General features: G+C 65.3%; 10 protein-coding genes. 4 read left to right on the plus strand and 6 right to left on the minus strand.

What is annotated here, in order from left to right:
* Positions 1-90: 90 nt before the first annotated feature.
* Entirely contained in the window at positions 91-4,386 is a 4,296-nt protein-coding gene (locus AC1AZA_RS06075; RefSeq protein ID WP_150334964.1) for an LPXTG cell wall anchor domain-containing protein, read from the plus strand.
* A 172-nt stretch (positions 4,387-4,558) separates the two neighbouring features.
* On the opposite strand, the gene AC1AZA_RS06080 is transcribed toward AC1AZA_RS06075, so the two are convergent.
* A complete protein-coding gene (locus tag AC1AZA_RS06080; protein WP_044088982.1) occupies positions 4,559-6,040 on the minus strand; it encodes a glycoside-pentoside-hexuronide (GPH):cation symporter in 1,482 nt (493 codons plus the stop codon).
* 362 nt (positions 6,041-6,402) lie between these two features.
* Between AC1AZA_RS06080 and lacZ the strand changes: the two genes are divergently transcribed.
* The 3 genes from lacZ (at position 6,403) to nagA (ending at position 11,861) form a co-directional block, all read left to right on the plus strand.
* Positions 6,403-9,564 carry a beta-galactosidase, LacZ type gene (gene lacZ / locus AC1AZA_RS06085; RefSeq protein ID WP_150334963.1) on the plus strand — a complete coding sequence of 1,054 codons (3,162 nt, stop codon included), beginning with the start codon at positions 6,403-6,405 and terminating at the stop codon, positions 9,562-9,564.
* A gap of 96 nt (positions 9,565-9,660) precedes the next feature.
* Positions 9,661-10,473, plus strand: a complete 813-nt coding sequence (nagB, locus tag AC1AZA_RS06090; protein ID WP_044088984.1) for a glucosamine-6-phosphate deaminase — start codon at positions 9,661-9,663, stop codon at positions 10,471-10,473.
* Positions 10,474-10,547: 74 nt separating this feature from the next.
* Positions 10,548-11,861 carry an N-acetylglucosamine-6-phosphate deacetylase gene (nagA, locus tag AC1AZA_RS06095; RefSeq protein WP_044088985.1) on the plus strand — a complete coding sequence of 438 codons (1,314 nt, stop codon included), beginning with the start codon at positions 10,548-10,550 and terminating at the stop codon, positions 11,859-11,861.
* Positions 11,862-11,912: 51 nt separating this feature from the next.
* On the opposite strand, the gene AC1AZA_RS06100 is transcribed toward nagA, so the two are convergent.
* The 5 genes from AC1AZA_RS06100 to AC1AZA_RS06120 all read right to left on the minus strand — a co-directional run bounded on the left by AC1AZA_RS06100 (position 11,913) and on the right by AC1AZA_RS06120 (position 16,758).
* A complete protein-coding gene (locus tag AC1AZA_RS06100; RefSeq protein ID WP_044088987.1) occupies positions 11,913-12,914 on the minus strand; it encodes a LacI family DNA-binding transcriptional regulator in 1,002 nt (333 codons plus the stop codon).
* Positions 12,915-13,132: 218 nt separating this feature from the next.
* Positions 13,133-14,245, minus strand: a complete 1,113-nt coding sequence (locus tag AC1AZA_RS06105; RefSeq protein WP_476513836.1) for a hypothetical protein — start codon at positions 14,243-14,245, stop codon at positions 13,133-13,135.
* Complete coding sequence (locus AC1AZA_RS06110; RefSeq protein ID WP_081886556.1) at positions 14,242-14,970, minus strand: ATP-binding cassette domain-containing protein; 729 nt, start codon at positions 14,968-14,970, stop codon at positions 14,242-14,244. The genes AC1AZA_RS06105 and AC1AZA_RS06110 overlap by 4 nt, the downstream gene beginning before the upstream one ends.
* Before the next feature lie 16 nt (positions 14,971-14,986).
* On the minus strand, positions 14,987-16,039 hold the full coding sequence (locus AC1AZA_RS06115; protein ID WP_044088989.1) for a peptidoglycan-binding protein: 1,053 nt from the start codon (positions 16,037-16,039) through the stop codon (positions 14,987-14,989).
* A 32-nt stretch (positions 16,040-16,071) separates the two neighbouring features.
* Positions 16,072-16,758, minus strand: coding sequence for a hypothetical protein (locus AC1AZA_RS06120; RefSeq protein ID WP_043164829.1), 687 nt, complete (start codon positions 16,756-16,758; stop codon positions 16,072-16,074).
* Between the last annotated feature and the right edge of the window lie 9 nt (positions 16,759-16,767).

The raw sequence follows: 16,767 nt of genomic DNA on the forward strand, positions 1-16,767 counted from the left end.
AGGGACCCGGGAGGAGGCGGGTTCTGGAGTCCCCGTCTCCTCCCTTTCCCGGAGAGGGGCGCTTCTGTCGTATGTGGGAAAGGATTTCGTATGAGGTTCGGGAAGAAGGGCACCGGTGCGGTGGCGTCGATCACCGCCGCCGCGGCGTTGCTGGCCTGCTTGGTTCCGGTCGCGTTGGCCGATAACGGTGGCGGCGGTTCCGGTGAGGACGGTGGCGGTTCGGGCGGTGGTCCGACGCAGACGGCCGATGTGCATTGGATCTACAAGGATTCGTGGCCGGCCACTCTGGATGGCATGAAGACGGCGTTGAGTGACGCGAAGGTGCGTCTGTCGTCCGATCTGGCGAACGGGCAGAACCAGTTCGTGAACATGAACAAGACTTTGAGCGACGCGATCGATGAGTGCCAACGCTCCTATACGGGTGAGGGGAACGCGGACTGCCGTCTGGTGGCGGTGGGCTACGTGCGATTGGCGGATGGTTCGTTCAACGGCAGCTATGTGAGCTCGAACGCGAAGAACCGTTGGGAGGCGCAGTGGAAGGCCGAGGCGAAGGGCGACTACACGTATCAGGGCCAGAAGTACTCGACTTCGACCACATGGAAGGACAAGCTCGGCACGCGCAGCGTTGACTCTCTGGCGCAGGAGTCGATCAACTCCAACCCGAACGCCTCGTTCCGCGTGATCGTGCTGGCGCAGAACCAGCCGCCGGTCGATTACAAGCTGAACGTGGCCACCAGCCACAAGCAGAAGACCGACATGCAGGTCGGCTCCACCGACCCGATCGGCGACGTCATCCATGCAGACAACGGCGGTTCCGCGATCAAGGAGACGTTGAACGGCACCGCGATCATCCATTACGAGAACGGCCCCTATCTGCCCGCGAAGAGCGTGAGCAAGTCGATCAGCTTCTCCAGCAATGGGGATACCCAGCTCGACAATCTCGCCTCGCCGAAGGATTTCGGCATGAAATACTGGGCCGAGGGATCGTACTGGATCGACATCCAGGTGCCCAAGCAGGGCCGCATGCAGGCGGCCGTGGACACCGCGGACCGTGACCCGGCCGAATCCTGGAAGGTGAGCTCGGTGCCGCCCGAACCCCCGGTCAAGAAGATCGAGGACGGCGTGAGCGCCGACCGGATGACGAACCGCACCACCATCACGTACGGCACCGGCCGCGGCGGCTACGAGATGCGTTTCCGCGACGTGATCGAACCCAACGGCGTCGAATACTCCGTGGACAACTACAGGCTCATCGACAGGACCGACGGCAACCGCGACGTTTCCGGCGAGTTCGAGATCACTTGGGACAAGGCGTCGAACACGGTGTCGGCCGCGCGTTCGGCGGACAAGGGCGAGATGTCCATGGACCATGTCTACGAGTTCAGCTTCGACGTGACCGTGTCAAAGCCCTCCGACTTCCAGCAGGTCAAGGACCATGCGTGGGGCAAGTGGAACCATGAGCCCGAGGCCGACGCCGGAACGAAACAGTTCGATACGTGGCGGCCGAATCCCGACAAGAGCTGGATCCGCCTGAACGCGAAGGGCCAGTGGGAGGCGGTCATCGACCCGAAGGAGACCAACCAGACCGGCGCCGACGATATGACGCTTCTGGACGGGGACCGGGTCGCCTCGGTGGTCAACGGCACCATCGCCAAAAACCTCATCCAAGCCCCGGAGGCTCTGACGCTCACGGACGACTGGTCGGCCGCCGACTACCTGTTCGACGCCGACGACAAGTCGAAGATCAAGGTGTACGAGGCCGATGCCGGCACCGATCGCGAGTCCAGCGTCACCGACATCGCCAACCACGGCAGGGACGTCACCGGCCAGTGGACGATCACGATGGAAGGCACCACGGTGACCGCCACCGCAGGCCAGGCCTACCGCGAGGGATTGAAGGGGCTGAAGACCGCGAAGCAGGTCACGCTGCTCATTCCCGGCAAGGCGTCCTATGCCAACGGCAAGGGCGCGGGCCAGGTGCGCGACGACTTCGGCAAGCAGTCGAGCGACGAACTGTCGTTCTGCACCACGCCGGATGGCAAGGCGCTGACGAACAAGGGATCCCAGACCGTCAACACGCACACCATCCCCACGAACGAACCGAAGATCTGCGGCTACATACCGCCCGTCGTCAAGGACGTGGTCGGCGAATCCTCGCAGGGAGGCGACCAGGCGTCCGTGGACGGCAGGGTCGTCTACCCGGGCCAGCGCGTGGAATACCGTCTGGAGACACAGCCCCACCTGCCCGGCAATCTCGCGTACTCCGTCAGCGAGGTGGCGGTCACCGACACCTACGACGAGCATCTTGAAGTGGACAAGCAGACCCTGGAGGTCACCGACCTGTCCACCGGCAAGTTCATCCCGAAAACCGAGTACGAGACCCAGTGGAACGACGGACAGCACGCGGTGCGCCTCGTGTTCTCCGACGGATACGTGAAGACCAACTGGCGCAACGGCGCGAACCCGCGCATCATCGTCCGCTTCGAGGGCACGGTCGCCAAGGACGCGCCCACGGACACCAAGATCGGCAACCAGTGGGCATTGACACTGAACAACATGGTCACCCCGAGCAACAGGGTGTGGAACGAGCCGCCCGACTTCACGCCGGTGAAGAAAGACACCCAGGCCGACCCGTCCATCAGCATCGACGGCAAGACCGCGCTGCTGGGCGACCGGATCTACTACCGCGTGACCATCGACGCCAAGCAGACCAACCAGGCCTACAAGGTCTGGAGGCTCGGCATGACCGATGACTGGGACGACGAATATCTCTCCCTTGACGACAAGCGCATCGAGGTCACCGACACCGCGACCGGCAAGGATGTGACCGCGAAGTTCAACATCGCGGCGATCGACGGCGTCGCCTACGTGTACGCCAAGACCGCGGACACGAAGGTGCCGGCCACCGGCGAGACCATCAAGGGCGACCCCCAGCCCAAGAACCTCAAGGAATACGCCGAAAAGAAGGACCACGACCCGTTGAAGGAGCCGGCCATCGACCAGTCGATGCTGGGCACGAGCTACGAGGTGAGCCTGCCGATGACCGTCATCAAGGTCACCGACGGACATATCGTGAAGAACAAGGCCACGCAGGTCGTCAACGACACCCGCAAGGACACCAACGAGGTCGCCAACCCCCTCAAACCCGTCAACCCCTCCAAGGACGTGGTCGTGAGGGTGAACGGCGAATCCATCGACAAGCGGAGCGTGTACCTCAACAGCCTGTTCCTCTATCGCCTCGACAGCTCCGTGCTGCCCGCGCACCGCGCCTACCAGAAGGTCACCGACTGGAGCATCACCGACCCGCTCGACACCGAGCATGACCAGTACACCGGCCAATGGGCCGTATACGCCATGCGCGACCTGACCGAGCAGGGCAAGGTGATCGCCCGCAAGGGCGTGAAGATCGCCGGCAGCGGCTTCGACGCCAGTGTGTACGGCGGCGAACTGTTCACCCTCGCGCAGGACGACAAGGGCGTGGTCACCGTTACCGCGACCCAGCGCATGCTCGATCTCGTCAGCGGCAACGACGAAAGCGAGCAGGCATGGACCGCGTTCATCCAGTGCAAGCGCGTCAAGACCGGCGAACACATCGCCAACCGGTTCGACGAAACCATCAACGGCACCAAACGTCCTTCCAACCAGGTCGAGACGCACACGCCCGACATGACCCCGAGCCTGAAGATCGAGAAATGGGACGAGGCCTCCGGCTGGCCGGCCGGCGACCGCGACCAGGTCAAGGACGCGCTGGCCATGCAGGGCGACACGCGCATCGTGTTCACCATCACCAACACCAGCACCACCGACCCCGACACCAAGCAGGGCGCATGGTACCGAACCAAGGACCTGAACCTCAAGGACCAGCTGGTCGCCGGCGACGGCCGGGTGACCGATCTCGAATACCCCGCCGATTGGGACAGCCGCATCCTCAAGCCCGGCGAGAGCGTCGAGGTCAAGGGCGTCCTCAAGGGCGTGACCGGCCATCACACCGACCGCGCCACGGTCACCGGCACGCCGTTGGTTGAATGCGTCGTCTCCGACCCGGATCCGTTCGACGGCAAGGACGAGACGTCCGCGCCTGATGATGCGGTCACGATCGACGGCAGGCTCGTCTGCCCCGACACCGAAGTGGTCAGCAACACCGACGACTGGAACGGCTACCGGACCGGGCTCGCCCATACCGGCGCCGCCGTCCAGGGCGTGATCGCGGCGGCGATCACCCTGCTCGCCGTCGGCGTGGGACTGGTCGCCGCCCGCAGGTTCAGGCGCGGGAACAACGCCGCCGGCCGCCACTCCGGCACGATGCAACCCGTCGATGCCGAGGATGCCGACGCGGATGACGTCGAAACCGTGGATTCGGTTCCCGGCGGGCAATCCGTGGGCTGACCGAAGCGGCGGGGACCGTTCTCCGCCGCGATGATTCTTCCGGTCGGACGGCAATCCGGCCGGAACCCCGCCGGTTCTCTTCCTTCTTCTCTCCCCGGCGGGCATGGCAACGGCCCGACGCCAACGGTTCAAACCGTTCGCGTCGGGCCGTTCCCTTGCTACTTTTGGCTGCTTACTGTTCGTCGGTGTTCTCGGAGGCGAGTCGTTCTTCGAGCTGTTCGACGATGTGGTCGTGCATGTTCTCGTCGATCTTGACGGTCAGGAGGAAGACGACGAGGCTGGCGACGATGCCGGCGAGCGGCAGGTAGTAGGCGCAGGTCTTGAACGTGCGGATGTTCGCGGCGGTCATGTCGGCGGCGGTGGTGTTGCCGACCATGCCGGCGGCGACGGCCACGAAGCCCACGATGCCGTTGGACAGGGCGCCGGCGATCTTGTCGAGCATCGGGCGCACGGAGAGGGTGACGGCCTCGTTGCGCTTGCCGGTCTTGAGCTGGCCGTATTCGATGGAGTCGGTCATGCTCAGGATGGCGGTCATCTGGATGGTCTGCGCGGGCAGGTAGAAGAGGACGAGCGCGACGATGACGACGGGCAGGTTCATGGGCGCGATGATGAACAGCGTGTAGCCGGCGATCATGAACGCCATGCCGGCGGTGTACAGCCAGCGGCGCGGGATGCGCCGGTTGAGCACCGGGTAGAGGGGCGTGGTGACCAGTCCGGTGATGACCGGAATGACGCCGGCGATGGAGAAGCTGTCCGGGGCGCCGAGCACGTATTTGAACTGGTAGAAGAGCACGCCGGTGGTGGCGACGTTGGCCACGGAGTACAGCAGGTAGCTCAGGGCGACCCACAGGAGCTGGTCGTTCTGTGCGATGGCCTTGAACGCCTCGATGGGGTTGCCGTTGGCCTCGGCCTTGGCGCGCAGCTCGCCCTGGTTCTCGCGGGTGCCGAACGCGACGCTCCACGCGGTGAGCAAACCGAGTACGGCGATGATGATGGCGAACGCGGCCCAGCCGGTGCGGCCCTGCTCCCATTGGCCGGTGAACTTCCAAGTGAACCAGCTGACGACGGGCACGACGATGACGGTGACGCCGTTGTATCCGATGGATCCGGTGAACGCGCCGAGAGCGGTGTACGTGCTGCGCTCGTGCGAGTCAGAGGAGATCGCGGGGATCATGCCCCAGTAGGAGATGTCGCGCAGCGAGTAGATCACGTCCAGCAGGATGAACACGGTGACGAACAGGACCATGAACACGCCGGTGTTCACGTCCACGAGCCCGAACAGGCCGGTGAACACCATGATCAGCAGGATGCCGGGCACGAGGCCTCCGATGAACTGCCAGGGACGGAACCGGCCCCAGCGGGTGTTCGTGTTGTCCACGAGGTTGCCGAGCAGCGGGTCGAGGAAGATCTCCGCGATGCGGATGACCACCACGAGTCCGGTTATCACCGCGATGAGGCGCGCGGCCAGCGTCTTGTCCACGTCGATGAACAGCGCGGTGGTCACGAACGTGATGAAGAACGTGCTCATCGTGTTGTAGAACGCGGCCTGGCCCAGGTTGCCGAACGCGTATGCGATCTTCTGCCCCATGTTCCTGGTGGGCACGGCCTGCGGCTGTCCGGGCGTCGCCGTGCGCTGTGTGGTGGATCCGCTCATGGTGTGGTGGCCTCCTTGCGACCTGTAAAGAATCCGTGCGCGGGAACAGCTCCGATCCCGCAAGACGCGAGTATAGGACTTCCTTGAAAAAGTAAAAAACTTTACCGCGTGTCGCAAGCAATGCCAACGATTCCTGTTCGCCAATCCAACACGCCGCGCGAGCGCCGGCGATGGTCGAAGACCGGATTATCGTTGATAAGTAACGGCTTTCCGCTGTTCTTGCGGTCGCAGTCGGGACAAGCGCAAGAAGTTGCATAAATTAGTAAATATCTTTATCATCGTTGTGCAAGGAGTCACATTCGGAGGCTCCCGAACTGCGGCGGCAACGACGCGACGCAATCCGATGCGAAAGCGAGGACATCATGAACACAACCGACGATCAGCGGAAGAACGGCGATCCGATCGTCTCCCCGTCCATGCCGACGACGGCATGGCTCGCCGACCCGCGCGTGTACGCGGTCCACCGGCTCGACGCCCATTCCGACCATGCATGCTGGTCGCACGCCCCCTCCGTCGGCGAGGGCACCGATCTCAAGCAGAGCCTCGACGGCGAATGGCGGGTCCGCGTCGAGACGGCGCCGGCGAACAGCTTCCCCGACGGGACGAGCGACGGGCCGGATTGGATCAGCGACGTGTCGCCGCTGTTCGCCGCACCGGGCTTCGACGACTCGTCGTTCTCCCGGGTGCAGGTGCCCTCGCATCTGGAGACCGCGGGGCTGCTCGACCCACAGTACGTGAACGTGCAGTACCCGTGGGACGGCCACGAGGACCCGAAGGCCCCGGCCATCCCCGAGCATGGCCATGTGGCGGTCTACCGACGCGAGTTCTCCGCGGAAGGCGCGGTCGCCCAGGCCATCCGCGAGGGCCGCACGGTGACGCTCGCCTTCCAGGGCGCGGCCACCGCCATCTACGTGTGGCTCAACGGCGCGTTCGTCGGATACGCCGAGGACTCCTTCACGCCCAGCGAGTTCGACGTGACGGACGTCATCAGGAAGGACGGCAACGTGCTGGCGATCGCCTGCTACGAGTATTCGAGCGCGAGCTGGCTGGAGGACCAGGACTTCTGGCGTCTGCACGGCCTATTCCGCTCCGTCGAGCTCAACGCGAGGCCCGCCGCCCACGTCTCCGACATCCACGCCGAGGCCGATTGGGAGCCCGCCACGTCAATCGGATCGCTTTCGCTGGGCGTGCTGATCGACGGCGCCGCGAACGCCGCGACGGCCGAACTCGCACTGCGGGACAAGAACGGCGCCATCGTCTGGCGCACCGCCACGGAAGCGGCCGGAACGCTGCACGCCGAGGCCGAGATCGACGACGCGGCCTCCTGGAGCGCCGAACGCCCCGACCTGTACGAGCTGTCCGTCACCCTGCTCGACGCGGACGGCAAGGTCCTGGAGACCACACGCACCCGCATCGGCTTCCGGCATGTGGCCATCGAGGACGGCATCCTCAAGCTCAACGGCAAACGTCTCGTGTTCCGCGGCGTCAACCGCCACGAGTTCGACTGCCGGCGCGGCCGTGCCGTCACCGAAGAGGACATGCTGTGGGACATCCGCTTCATGAAGCGCCACAACATCAACGCGGTGCGCACCTCGCACTACCCGAACCAGTCACGCTGGTACGAGCTGTGCGACGAATACGGCATCTACCTGATCGACGAGACCAACCTGGAGACCCACGGCAGCTGGAACAGCCCCGGCGACATCCCCGTGGGCACCTCCGTCCCCGGCGACGACGAGGCCTGGCTGGGCGCGTGCATCGACCGGCTGGACAGCATGATCCTGCGCGACCGCAACCATCCCAGCGTGCTCGTCTGGTCACTGGGCAACGAATCCTACGCGGGCGAAGTCCTCAAGGCCATGAGCGCGCACGCGCACCGGCTCGACCCGTCCCGCCCCGTCCACTACGAAGGCGTCAACTGGAACCACGCCTACGACGGGATCAGCGACTTCGAAAGCCGCATGTACGCCAAGCCCGACGAAATCCGCGACTGGCTCGAACACGGCGACGAACGGGGCGAGGCGAACAAGCCGTTCGTCAGCTGCGAGTACATGCACGCCATGGGCAACTCGTGCGGCGGTCTGAGCGAGTTCATCGACCTCGAACAGTACGAGCGCTACTCCGGCGGGTTCATCTGGGACTACATCGACCAGGGGCTCGTCCAGCGCCTGACCGACGGGAGCGAACGCCTCAGCGTCGGCGGCGACTGGGTCGACCGGCCGACCGACTACGAATTCGTGGGCAACGGCATCGTGTTCGCCGACCGCACGCCCAGCCCCAAGGCGCAGGAGGTCAAGCAGCTGTACTCACCGGTCAAGCTCACCCCCGACGGACACGGCGTAACCATCGAGAACCGCAACCTGTTCGCCGGCACCGACGGCTACGTGTTCGCCGCACGGCTCCTCGAAGACGGGCATGAGATCTGGCACGCCGACTACCGGTTCGACGTGGCCGCCGGAGACACCCAGCGCCACGACATCGCCTTCCCGGACATCGACACGGACGGGAATACGCGCGAGGTCACCTACGAGGTCGATCTCCTGACCGCCGAAGCCACCGCATGGGCGCCGGCCGGCTACGAGCTCGCGTTCGGCCAGCTCACCGGCACGCTCAACCCCGAACGGGACATCACCGAGACCGATCATGACGACGACGGCCGCGCGACGGTCACGCTCGGCCGATGGAACGCGGGCATCCGCCGCGACGACGAGGAAATCCTCCTGTCGCGCACCCAGGGAGGCATTGTCTCCTGGAAGCGGGACGGCCGGGAAATGGTCATCCGACGCCCCGAACTCGTCACCTTCCGCCCGCTGACCGACAACGACCGGGGCAACCGTTCCGGATTCGACCGCGCCGCATGGTTCGCGGCCGGCCGCTACGCCGTCGTGACCGATACGAGCATCGCGCAATCCGACGACGGAGGGCTCACCGCCAAATACCGGTACGAGCTCGCCGACCCGGAACACACGCCCGTGACGGTCTCCTACCGCATCACCGCCGACATGCTCATGCGACTGACCGTCGAATACCCCGGCGGAGCCACCGGTGCGGCCAGCCTGCCCGCGTTCGGCGTCGAATGGGAACTGCCCGGCGAATACGAGCACCTGCGCTACTACGGCCCCGGCCCCGAGGAGACCTACCGCGACCGCAAGCAGGGCGGCAAGCTCGGCATCTGGAACGCCACCGCGAAGACGAGCATGGCACCGTATCTCATGGTGCAGGAAACCGGCAGCCACGAGGACGTCCGCTGGCTCGAAGCCACCGACATCCAAGGCCACGGATTGCGCGTCACCCAACGCGGCGACCGTCACTTCACGGCCAGCCTGCTGCCCTGGAACACCTACACGATCGAAGCCGCGCGCCGCCATGAGGACCTGCCCGAGCCGCGCCACAACTACCTGCGTCTGCTCGCGGCCCAGATGGGAGTCGGCGGAGACGACTCCTGGGGAGCCCCCGTCCACACGGCCTACCAGCTGTCCGCCGGCAGGCCGCTCACCCTCGACGTGGACCTCGAACTCATCTGACCGGCAACGGGCGGCGGCATGCACCACCATGCCGCCGCCCGTACACGTATATATACATTTCCCAAACACAATCCACAGGAAAAGAGGCAATCAATCATGGCTGAAGTGATCATCGTCAAGAACGAGGAGGAGGCCGGCGAGATCTACGGCCGCTGCGTGGCGGACCTCATCAAGGCCAAGCCGGACGCGGTGCTGGGTCTGGCCACTGGTTCCAGCCCGCTGGCCGCCTATCGCGCCCTCGCCAAGATCGTGCACGAGGAGCACATCGACGTCTCCAAGGTGCGCGGCTTCGCGCTCGACGAGTATCTGGGCCTGCCGCTGACCCACCCGGAGTCCTACCACTCCACCATCCACCGCACGGTCGTCGAACCCCTCGGCCTCGACCCGGCCAAGGTCCATGTGCCCGGTGACGTGCTCAACGGCGCACCGCTGGAGGACGGCGACAAGATCGCCGCCGCCGGTCCCGCCTATGACTCGGCCATCGAGGCCGCGGGTGGCATCGACGTGCAGATCCTCGGCATCGGCACCGACGGCCACATCGGCTTCAACGAGCCCGGCTCCTCCCTCGCGTCCGGCACGCGCGTCAAGACCCTCGCCGAGCAGACCCGCATCGACAACGCGCGATTCTTCGACAACGACATCAACCAGGTGCCCACCCACTGCATCACGCAGGGCATCAGCACGGTGCTGAAGGCCCGTCACCTCGTGCTGCTCGCGTTCGGCGCGGGCAAGGCCGAGGCCATCGAGGAGACCGTCGAGGGCGGCGTCTCCGCGTTCTGCCCGGCCTCCGCGCTGCAGCTGCACCCGCACGCGACCGTCATCATCGACGAGGAGGCCGCGAGCCGCCTGCGCCACAAGGACTACTACCGCTACGCCTACGCCCACAAGCCCGCCTGGCAGGGCATCTGATCGGCAGACGAACGATTCGGGCTCCTTCTTGCTTCGCCAAGAGGGAGCCCGAACCCATATGCAGGAAGGAAATCATGACGCAGGACAGAGATGAGATCGTCGCCCGCGTGACGGCGGCGTTGGAAGGCGAGGCCAAGCCGGTCGCGATTCGCGGGGCGCGCAAGGTGGACGCCTGCGGCGAACAATCGGGGTATTGGGTGGTTTCGGACGCACGTGGCGTGATTGTGGCCACGGGCTTCGCCGCCGCGGACGGTACCGGCGAGGAGGCGTTCGAGCACGCCTGCCGCACGGTCGGCATCGACCCGGCCGTTCCAGCTGACTCCAACGACGCGGTCATCGACGCGGCCGGCCGCATCCTCACGCCCGGCTACGTGGACATCCACGCCCACGGCGCCTGGGAGAAGAGCTTCGACGACGGCCCCGACGGCATCGACGTGGCTCGCGCCGGCCACGCGGTCCACGGCACCACCCGCCAGGTGCTCTCGCTCATCACCAACCCGATGGACGTGATCTGCCGCAACATCCGCACCGTGCACGAGAAGATGGCCACCCGCCCCGACATCCTCGGCTGCCACCTCGAAGGCCCGTTCCTCGCCCTGAAGCGCAAGGGCGCGCACGACCCGAACTGCCTCAAGGACCCGGTGCCCGAACTCGTGGACCGCATGCTCGACGCCTCGGGCGCCGACCCCGCCGCCGGCAAGCTCGGCTGCATCCGCCAGATCACCATCGCCCCCGAGCTGGAGCATGGCATCGGCGCCATCAAGCAGTTCGCGGCCGCCGGCGTGGTGCCCGCGGTCGGCCACTGCGACGCCGACTACGAGACCGCCCAGGCCGGCTTCAACGCGGGTGCCGGCATCATGACCCACATGTTCAACGCGATGAACGGCCTGCACCACCGTGAACCCGGCCCCATCCCGGCTGCCGTCGAGGACCCGCGCGTCACCATCGAGCTCATCAACGACGGCTTCCACGTGCAGAACCCGATGGTCAAGCTCGGCTTCGGCCTCGCGCCTCACCGCATCGCGTTCGTCACCGACGCCATGGCCGCCACCGACTGCCCCGACGGCGCGTACAAGCTCGGCGAACTCGACGTGAACGTCATCGATGGCCATGCACGGCTCGTGTCCAACGGTGCGATCGCCGGCTCCACCTTGACGTTGGAGGTCGCGGTTCAGCGCGCGGTCAACGAACTCGGCTTCAGCCCGGTCGCCGCCGTCGAAGCCGCCACCCTCACCCCGGCCCGCGCTTTCGGATTCGACAGGCTCAACCCCGTCACTGGTGCGCCGCTCGGCCTGATCGCCCCCGGATACGCCGCCGACCTTAACCTCCTCGACCCCACCGACTGGACCGCCCAACACGTCTGGTGCGCCGGCCGCCAGCTGAAGTAAACTCCTTCCAGCAAAATCGACACCGGTGCCGCCCGTCTTCGAGACGACGTCTTACGCCTGAGGAACGAAGCTTGCGCGCGGCACCAGCTCGGTCGTCAGCAGGATGTGACGCCGCACCCGCCGCTCATGCTTCAACCCATCAATCAAGGTGGAGAACGCCATACGGGCCAACTCCCTTTGATCGATCGCATACGAACTCAGCGACGGAGACGTGTACCGGGCGATCGACTGGTTGTTCACACTCACCACAGCCAACTCGTCGGGAACCGCCACGCGCAGCGCATTCAACGCCTGCAAAGCCCCCACCGCGAGCACGTCGGCGGCCACGATCAGCCCATCGGGCATGCTGCCGGCCTCACGATGGTCAGCCACCAACTGCTCCGCGAGACGGTAGCCGTTCTCCACGGTGAACGTGCCGGACGAATACACCAATCCGTCCGTTTCCAATCCCAGATGCGCGGCCCACTGGCGGAACGACAGTTCACGGATGTCCTCGGGATAGTCATGCATGCCCATGATGCTGCCCACGCCGCCGAGAAACGCAATACGCCTGCGGCCCGCCGCGATCATCGCGTCCAGGGCATCCAGCATCGTCTGCGACAGATCGGGACGTACGGAGTCGAACAGGTGCGGCGCCGGATTCGTGTCGATGCACACGCCATGCGGAAGCACCGCATGCAGGGCGCGCAGGTCCGCTTCGGGAAACACCGTGGCTCCCACGGTGATGAACCCATCGAACTCCGTTGCACGTTCCGTCAACTCGTGTATGGACCTGATGAACGTGGGCTGGTCCAATTCCATCGACTCCGCACACTCCGCAAGAACCTTCCGCAGATCGGCGAAGTACGCATCCTGCAATTCCTCCCCGGACGGAGGTGCATCCAACACCGCGATCGCGGGACGGAACACGTTGCGGTATCCCATCTCCTCGCACACGCGCAGCACGCGTCGACGCGTCTCCTCCTTGATGGAGAACGACGGGTCATTCAGCAAGCGCGACACCGTGCTCTGCGACACCCCGGCCCGTTCCGCGACTTCCTTGAGCGTGGCCATGACATCCTCCCCGCAAACTTTAGTAAAGGGTTTTACTACAGCATAACCCGGGATTTGCAAGATGGCGGATTCCCCCACTCAGGAAGTGACCCACAACTGATAAACTTCAAGCGTCCCGACAAAGGGGCAATGCATAGAGGGCGGGCTTGTCATTGGAAAACATGCTCGCCCTCTAATCAAGACGTATGGCAGTCTGAACCGGAACCTTTTCCTCATGCTCACTGTCTGTTTTTGAAGAAGGCGAAGAGTTGGTTGTCGTGTATGGCGGTGATGGCGATGACGGCTCCGATTTGCGCGGTGATGAGGGCTGTGGTGAGTGCGGGTAGTTGGATGGCTGTCAGGGTGATCGCGTTGGCGTGTCCGCTGGTCCAGCGGACCGTGGTGTAGGTGATGGCGGTGGCGGCGAGGATTGCCGGCAGGGTCCATGCGAGGGTTTCGAGCGCGTTGGTGGCGAGGATGCCTTGGCGGGGTATTCCCATGTGCAGGTCGTCGGCTATTTCGATACGTCGTGCGCGTGTGGCCATGATGGCGATGGCGAATGCGGCGATGGGTGTGATGGCGAGCATGAGGCGTGTGGTTCGCTGCCGGTAGCGGGTGTCGAGGTCGGGGTTGGTGCCGAGCATGGTGTTGGCTTGTTTGGTTTGGGTGGCGGGCGCGGCTCCGGGTATGGCGGTCGCGGTGGTGTTGAGCAAGTCTTCGGCGTCGGGGTTGGCGGGGTTGATGGTGGCCCAGCATTCGTCCCATTGCTGGCCGGCGTTGATGGGTGTGGGGGTGATGATCGCGTAGGCGAGTCGTTGGTCACGGCTGTCGTCGGTCCAGGGGAAGACCGCGCTGATGTGCATGACGCCCTGGGTCGTGGGCAGGTCGTCTCCTTCTCGCGCGTGGAGGGTGGCGGCGAGTTGACTGGAGATCCATACGCCGGGTTGGGTTTGCTCTCTTGCTCCGACGCCGAGCACGTTAGCGAGTCCCGGCGTGGCCTGCCATGCGTCCAGTGGGGCCGCGGGCATGGCTGTCAGGGTGATTTCCCCGTTGCTTTTGAGCGCGCCGGCCGCTTGGATGGGGTTCGTGGTGGTGTCGCCTGTGGTGCCGGTGGTTTGGGTGAGGTTTGCGCATGTGGTGGGGTCGATTTGCTTGCTGCCGGAGATGATGTGGATGGCGGCGGCGCTGGTGGCCCATTGTCGGGATTCGTGTTGGAGGGAGGTGATGGCGGTCAGGTCGAATATGGCGGTTCCTGCTGCGATGAGGGTGAGGATGCCGGCGCAGGCGAGGGCGCGTGTGGTGCCGGTGGCGATGTTGCGCCATGCTTCGGACAGGATGGCGGTTGGTTTCATCGTGTGTCGTCCTTGGTGTCGATGTTGGGGTTCGGGTTGTGCCACGCGAGGTCGATGACGCGGGTGCACGCGGCCCGGGTGTTGGGGTCGTGGGTGGCGATGACGACGATCGCGTCGCCTTGCGCGAGTCCGGTGAGGGTGGAGTCGATGTCGTTGGCGGTGCGCTGGTCGAGTTGGGCGGTGGGTTCGTCCACGAGGAGGAGGTCGGGTTTGCTGGCGATGGCACGGGCGAGCATGAGGCGTTGGGCTTCGCCTCCGGATAGTTCACGGAACTCGCGTGCGGCGACTTTGGTCAGGTGGAACGTGCTCATGATGGCGATGGCTTCGTCTTCGGCTTGCGTGCGGTCGATGCCTTGGCCGAGGAGTGGTTGGACGACGTGGTCGATGGCGGTGCGCCGCGGCATGCCGTGGGGGTTCTGGAACACCCAGCGCACGCGGTTGACCCGGCTGCGTCGGATGGTTCCTTCGGCGGGCGGCTCGAAGCCGGCGATGATGGACAGGAGGGTGGATTTGCCGGAGCCGGACGGCCCGCACAGGCCGACGGCTTCGCCGGTCGTGAGGGTGAAGTCAAGGTCGCGGAACAGCCAGGGGCCGTCCGCGAACCGGTGGCCCACGTGTTCTCCCGTGACCGACGGTATTCCGCCGGCCGCGGGCCGCGCGGAGTTGATTGGCCGTGCCGGCACGGGGTCCGCGACCGTTTCGAGGGGCAGGATGCTGGTGCTCATGCGCGTCCTCCTTGTGTCAGTGCTGCGTTGCGGCGGGGCATTGGATGTCGTCGAGTTTGTGGCCGAGGGCGACTTTGCCGATTGTCGCGTCGGATTGTTCGGGTTGGATGAGCGTGGCGCCGAGGGCGGAGCCGATGACGGTGACGGGGATGGCCTGTTTGCCGTCGGGCGAGACGCAGGCGCGGGTGCCGTTCTGGCCGGTGATGGCGGAGGGCGGGACCTTGATCGCGTCGATGGGTTGTTCGAGCGCGAGGGTGGCGGTGGGTTTCTTGCCGCCTTGGTCGGCGAGGGTGGTCTTGTAGCCGTCGCTGGCCTGTACCTGGTCGAGGAATTTCTGGTCGCTGATCCTGCCGTCGGTCTTGTCGAGGCTGGTCTTGACGCCGAAGAGTGTGAACGTGCGTTTGCCTTCCCTCAGGTTCTCCGGCGTGGGGAAGGTGATGGCCGTCAGCTGGCCGCCGGTCTTCATGATTTCGGCACCGTCCGTCAGGCTGGCGTTCAGTCCGGCCGTGCATTGGGTTGGCGTGGCGGCGGCTTGGGGCAGCCATGCCACGTCGGCCGGTCCGATCCTGCCGTCGGGGTTGCGGTCGCCGGCCTGCGAGAGCAGCTGGTTGACGCCGTCCTTGGTGCGCCACCCGTAGGTGCCGTTGCCTTCGGCGTTGTAGCCGAGGCGGGCGAGTTCCTGTTGCAGGGCGAGCACGTCGGGCCCGGTGTCGCCGGTGCCGATCTCGCGGTAGAGGGGCGTGTCGGTGTGCAGGGCGATGACGGGTTTGCCGTCCACGGACAGCAGTCGTTTGCCGGATTCGACCGCTTGGCCGGGCGTGCACAGGGTTTCGCTGACGGTGCCGGCGGCGCGCGAGGTGATCGATTGTTCCGCGCTGGTCTCGAACGAGGCCTCGACGGTCCGTTCGTCGTCGAACTGCTGGCGGCTGGCTGTGACGGTGTCTGGGCTCGTGGCCGCGGACAGTCCGTCGGGTGTGGGCGTGGGGATGACGAGCGCGGTGACGAGCACGCCCGCGGACAGCATACCCAGCCCGGTCAGGATCAGCGGGGTCAGGATTCGTGTTTTCATGTGGTCGTTTCCTTTCGTCGGATGCTTGTTCGTCAGCCGATGTTGACGGCGAGGCCGGCTCCGGTGAAGCATGACTGGGCGGCGTCCGACGAGGCGTCGAACGGCAGTCCCTTGGACGCTCCGTCCCCGTTCAACGCGTTTTCGAGTTTGCGTCCGGTGTAGGCGTCATCGACGAGGCTGCTTTTCTTCAGGCATTCCACGGCGGTATCGTACGGGTCGGCCAGAAGACCTGGGTTGCCCTGCTGGAGCTGGTAGAGGGATTCGATGATCTTGCTGGTGCCCTCGGAGCAGGTGTTGGATGCCTCCATGTACTTGTTCACTTCGGCGTCGGTCGATGGCACCGGCGTCACACCGGTGGTCTGGTAGAGTCCGTTGGACAGTTTGCGGGTCTGTTCCTGCCACCCGTTCTCGGCCATGCACGCGGCCTGCTTGTCGTGCGCGGTCTCGTAGTCCTCGGCGCTGATCTTGCCGGTCTTCTTGGCCCGTTGGAGCACGTCGCGCTCGAACTGGCTGAGTGTGTCTTTGGCGAGGTACTGGTCGAACAGGGCGCTCATGCTCGGCGCGATTCTGGTGCCGGATGTCTGCGCGTCGTCTGCCGTGTCCCGGCTCCAGGGCGTCGAGCATGCCGTCAGCGAGACGAGTAGTCCCATGCAGGACAGCAGCGCGGCGGCCCTGCGCAGCGTTTCTTGGCGGAGGATGGATGATGTGCTGGTGGTCATGGTGGTTTT

This window comes from Bifidobacterium sp. LH_389, from assembly GCF_056357235.1.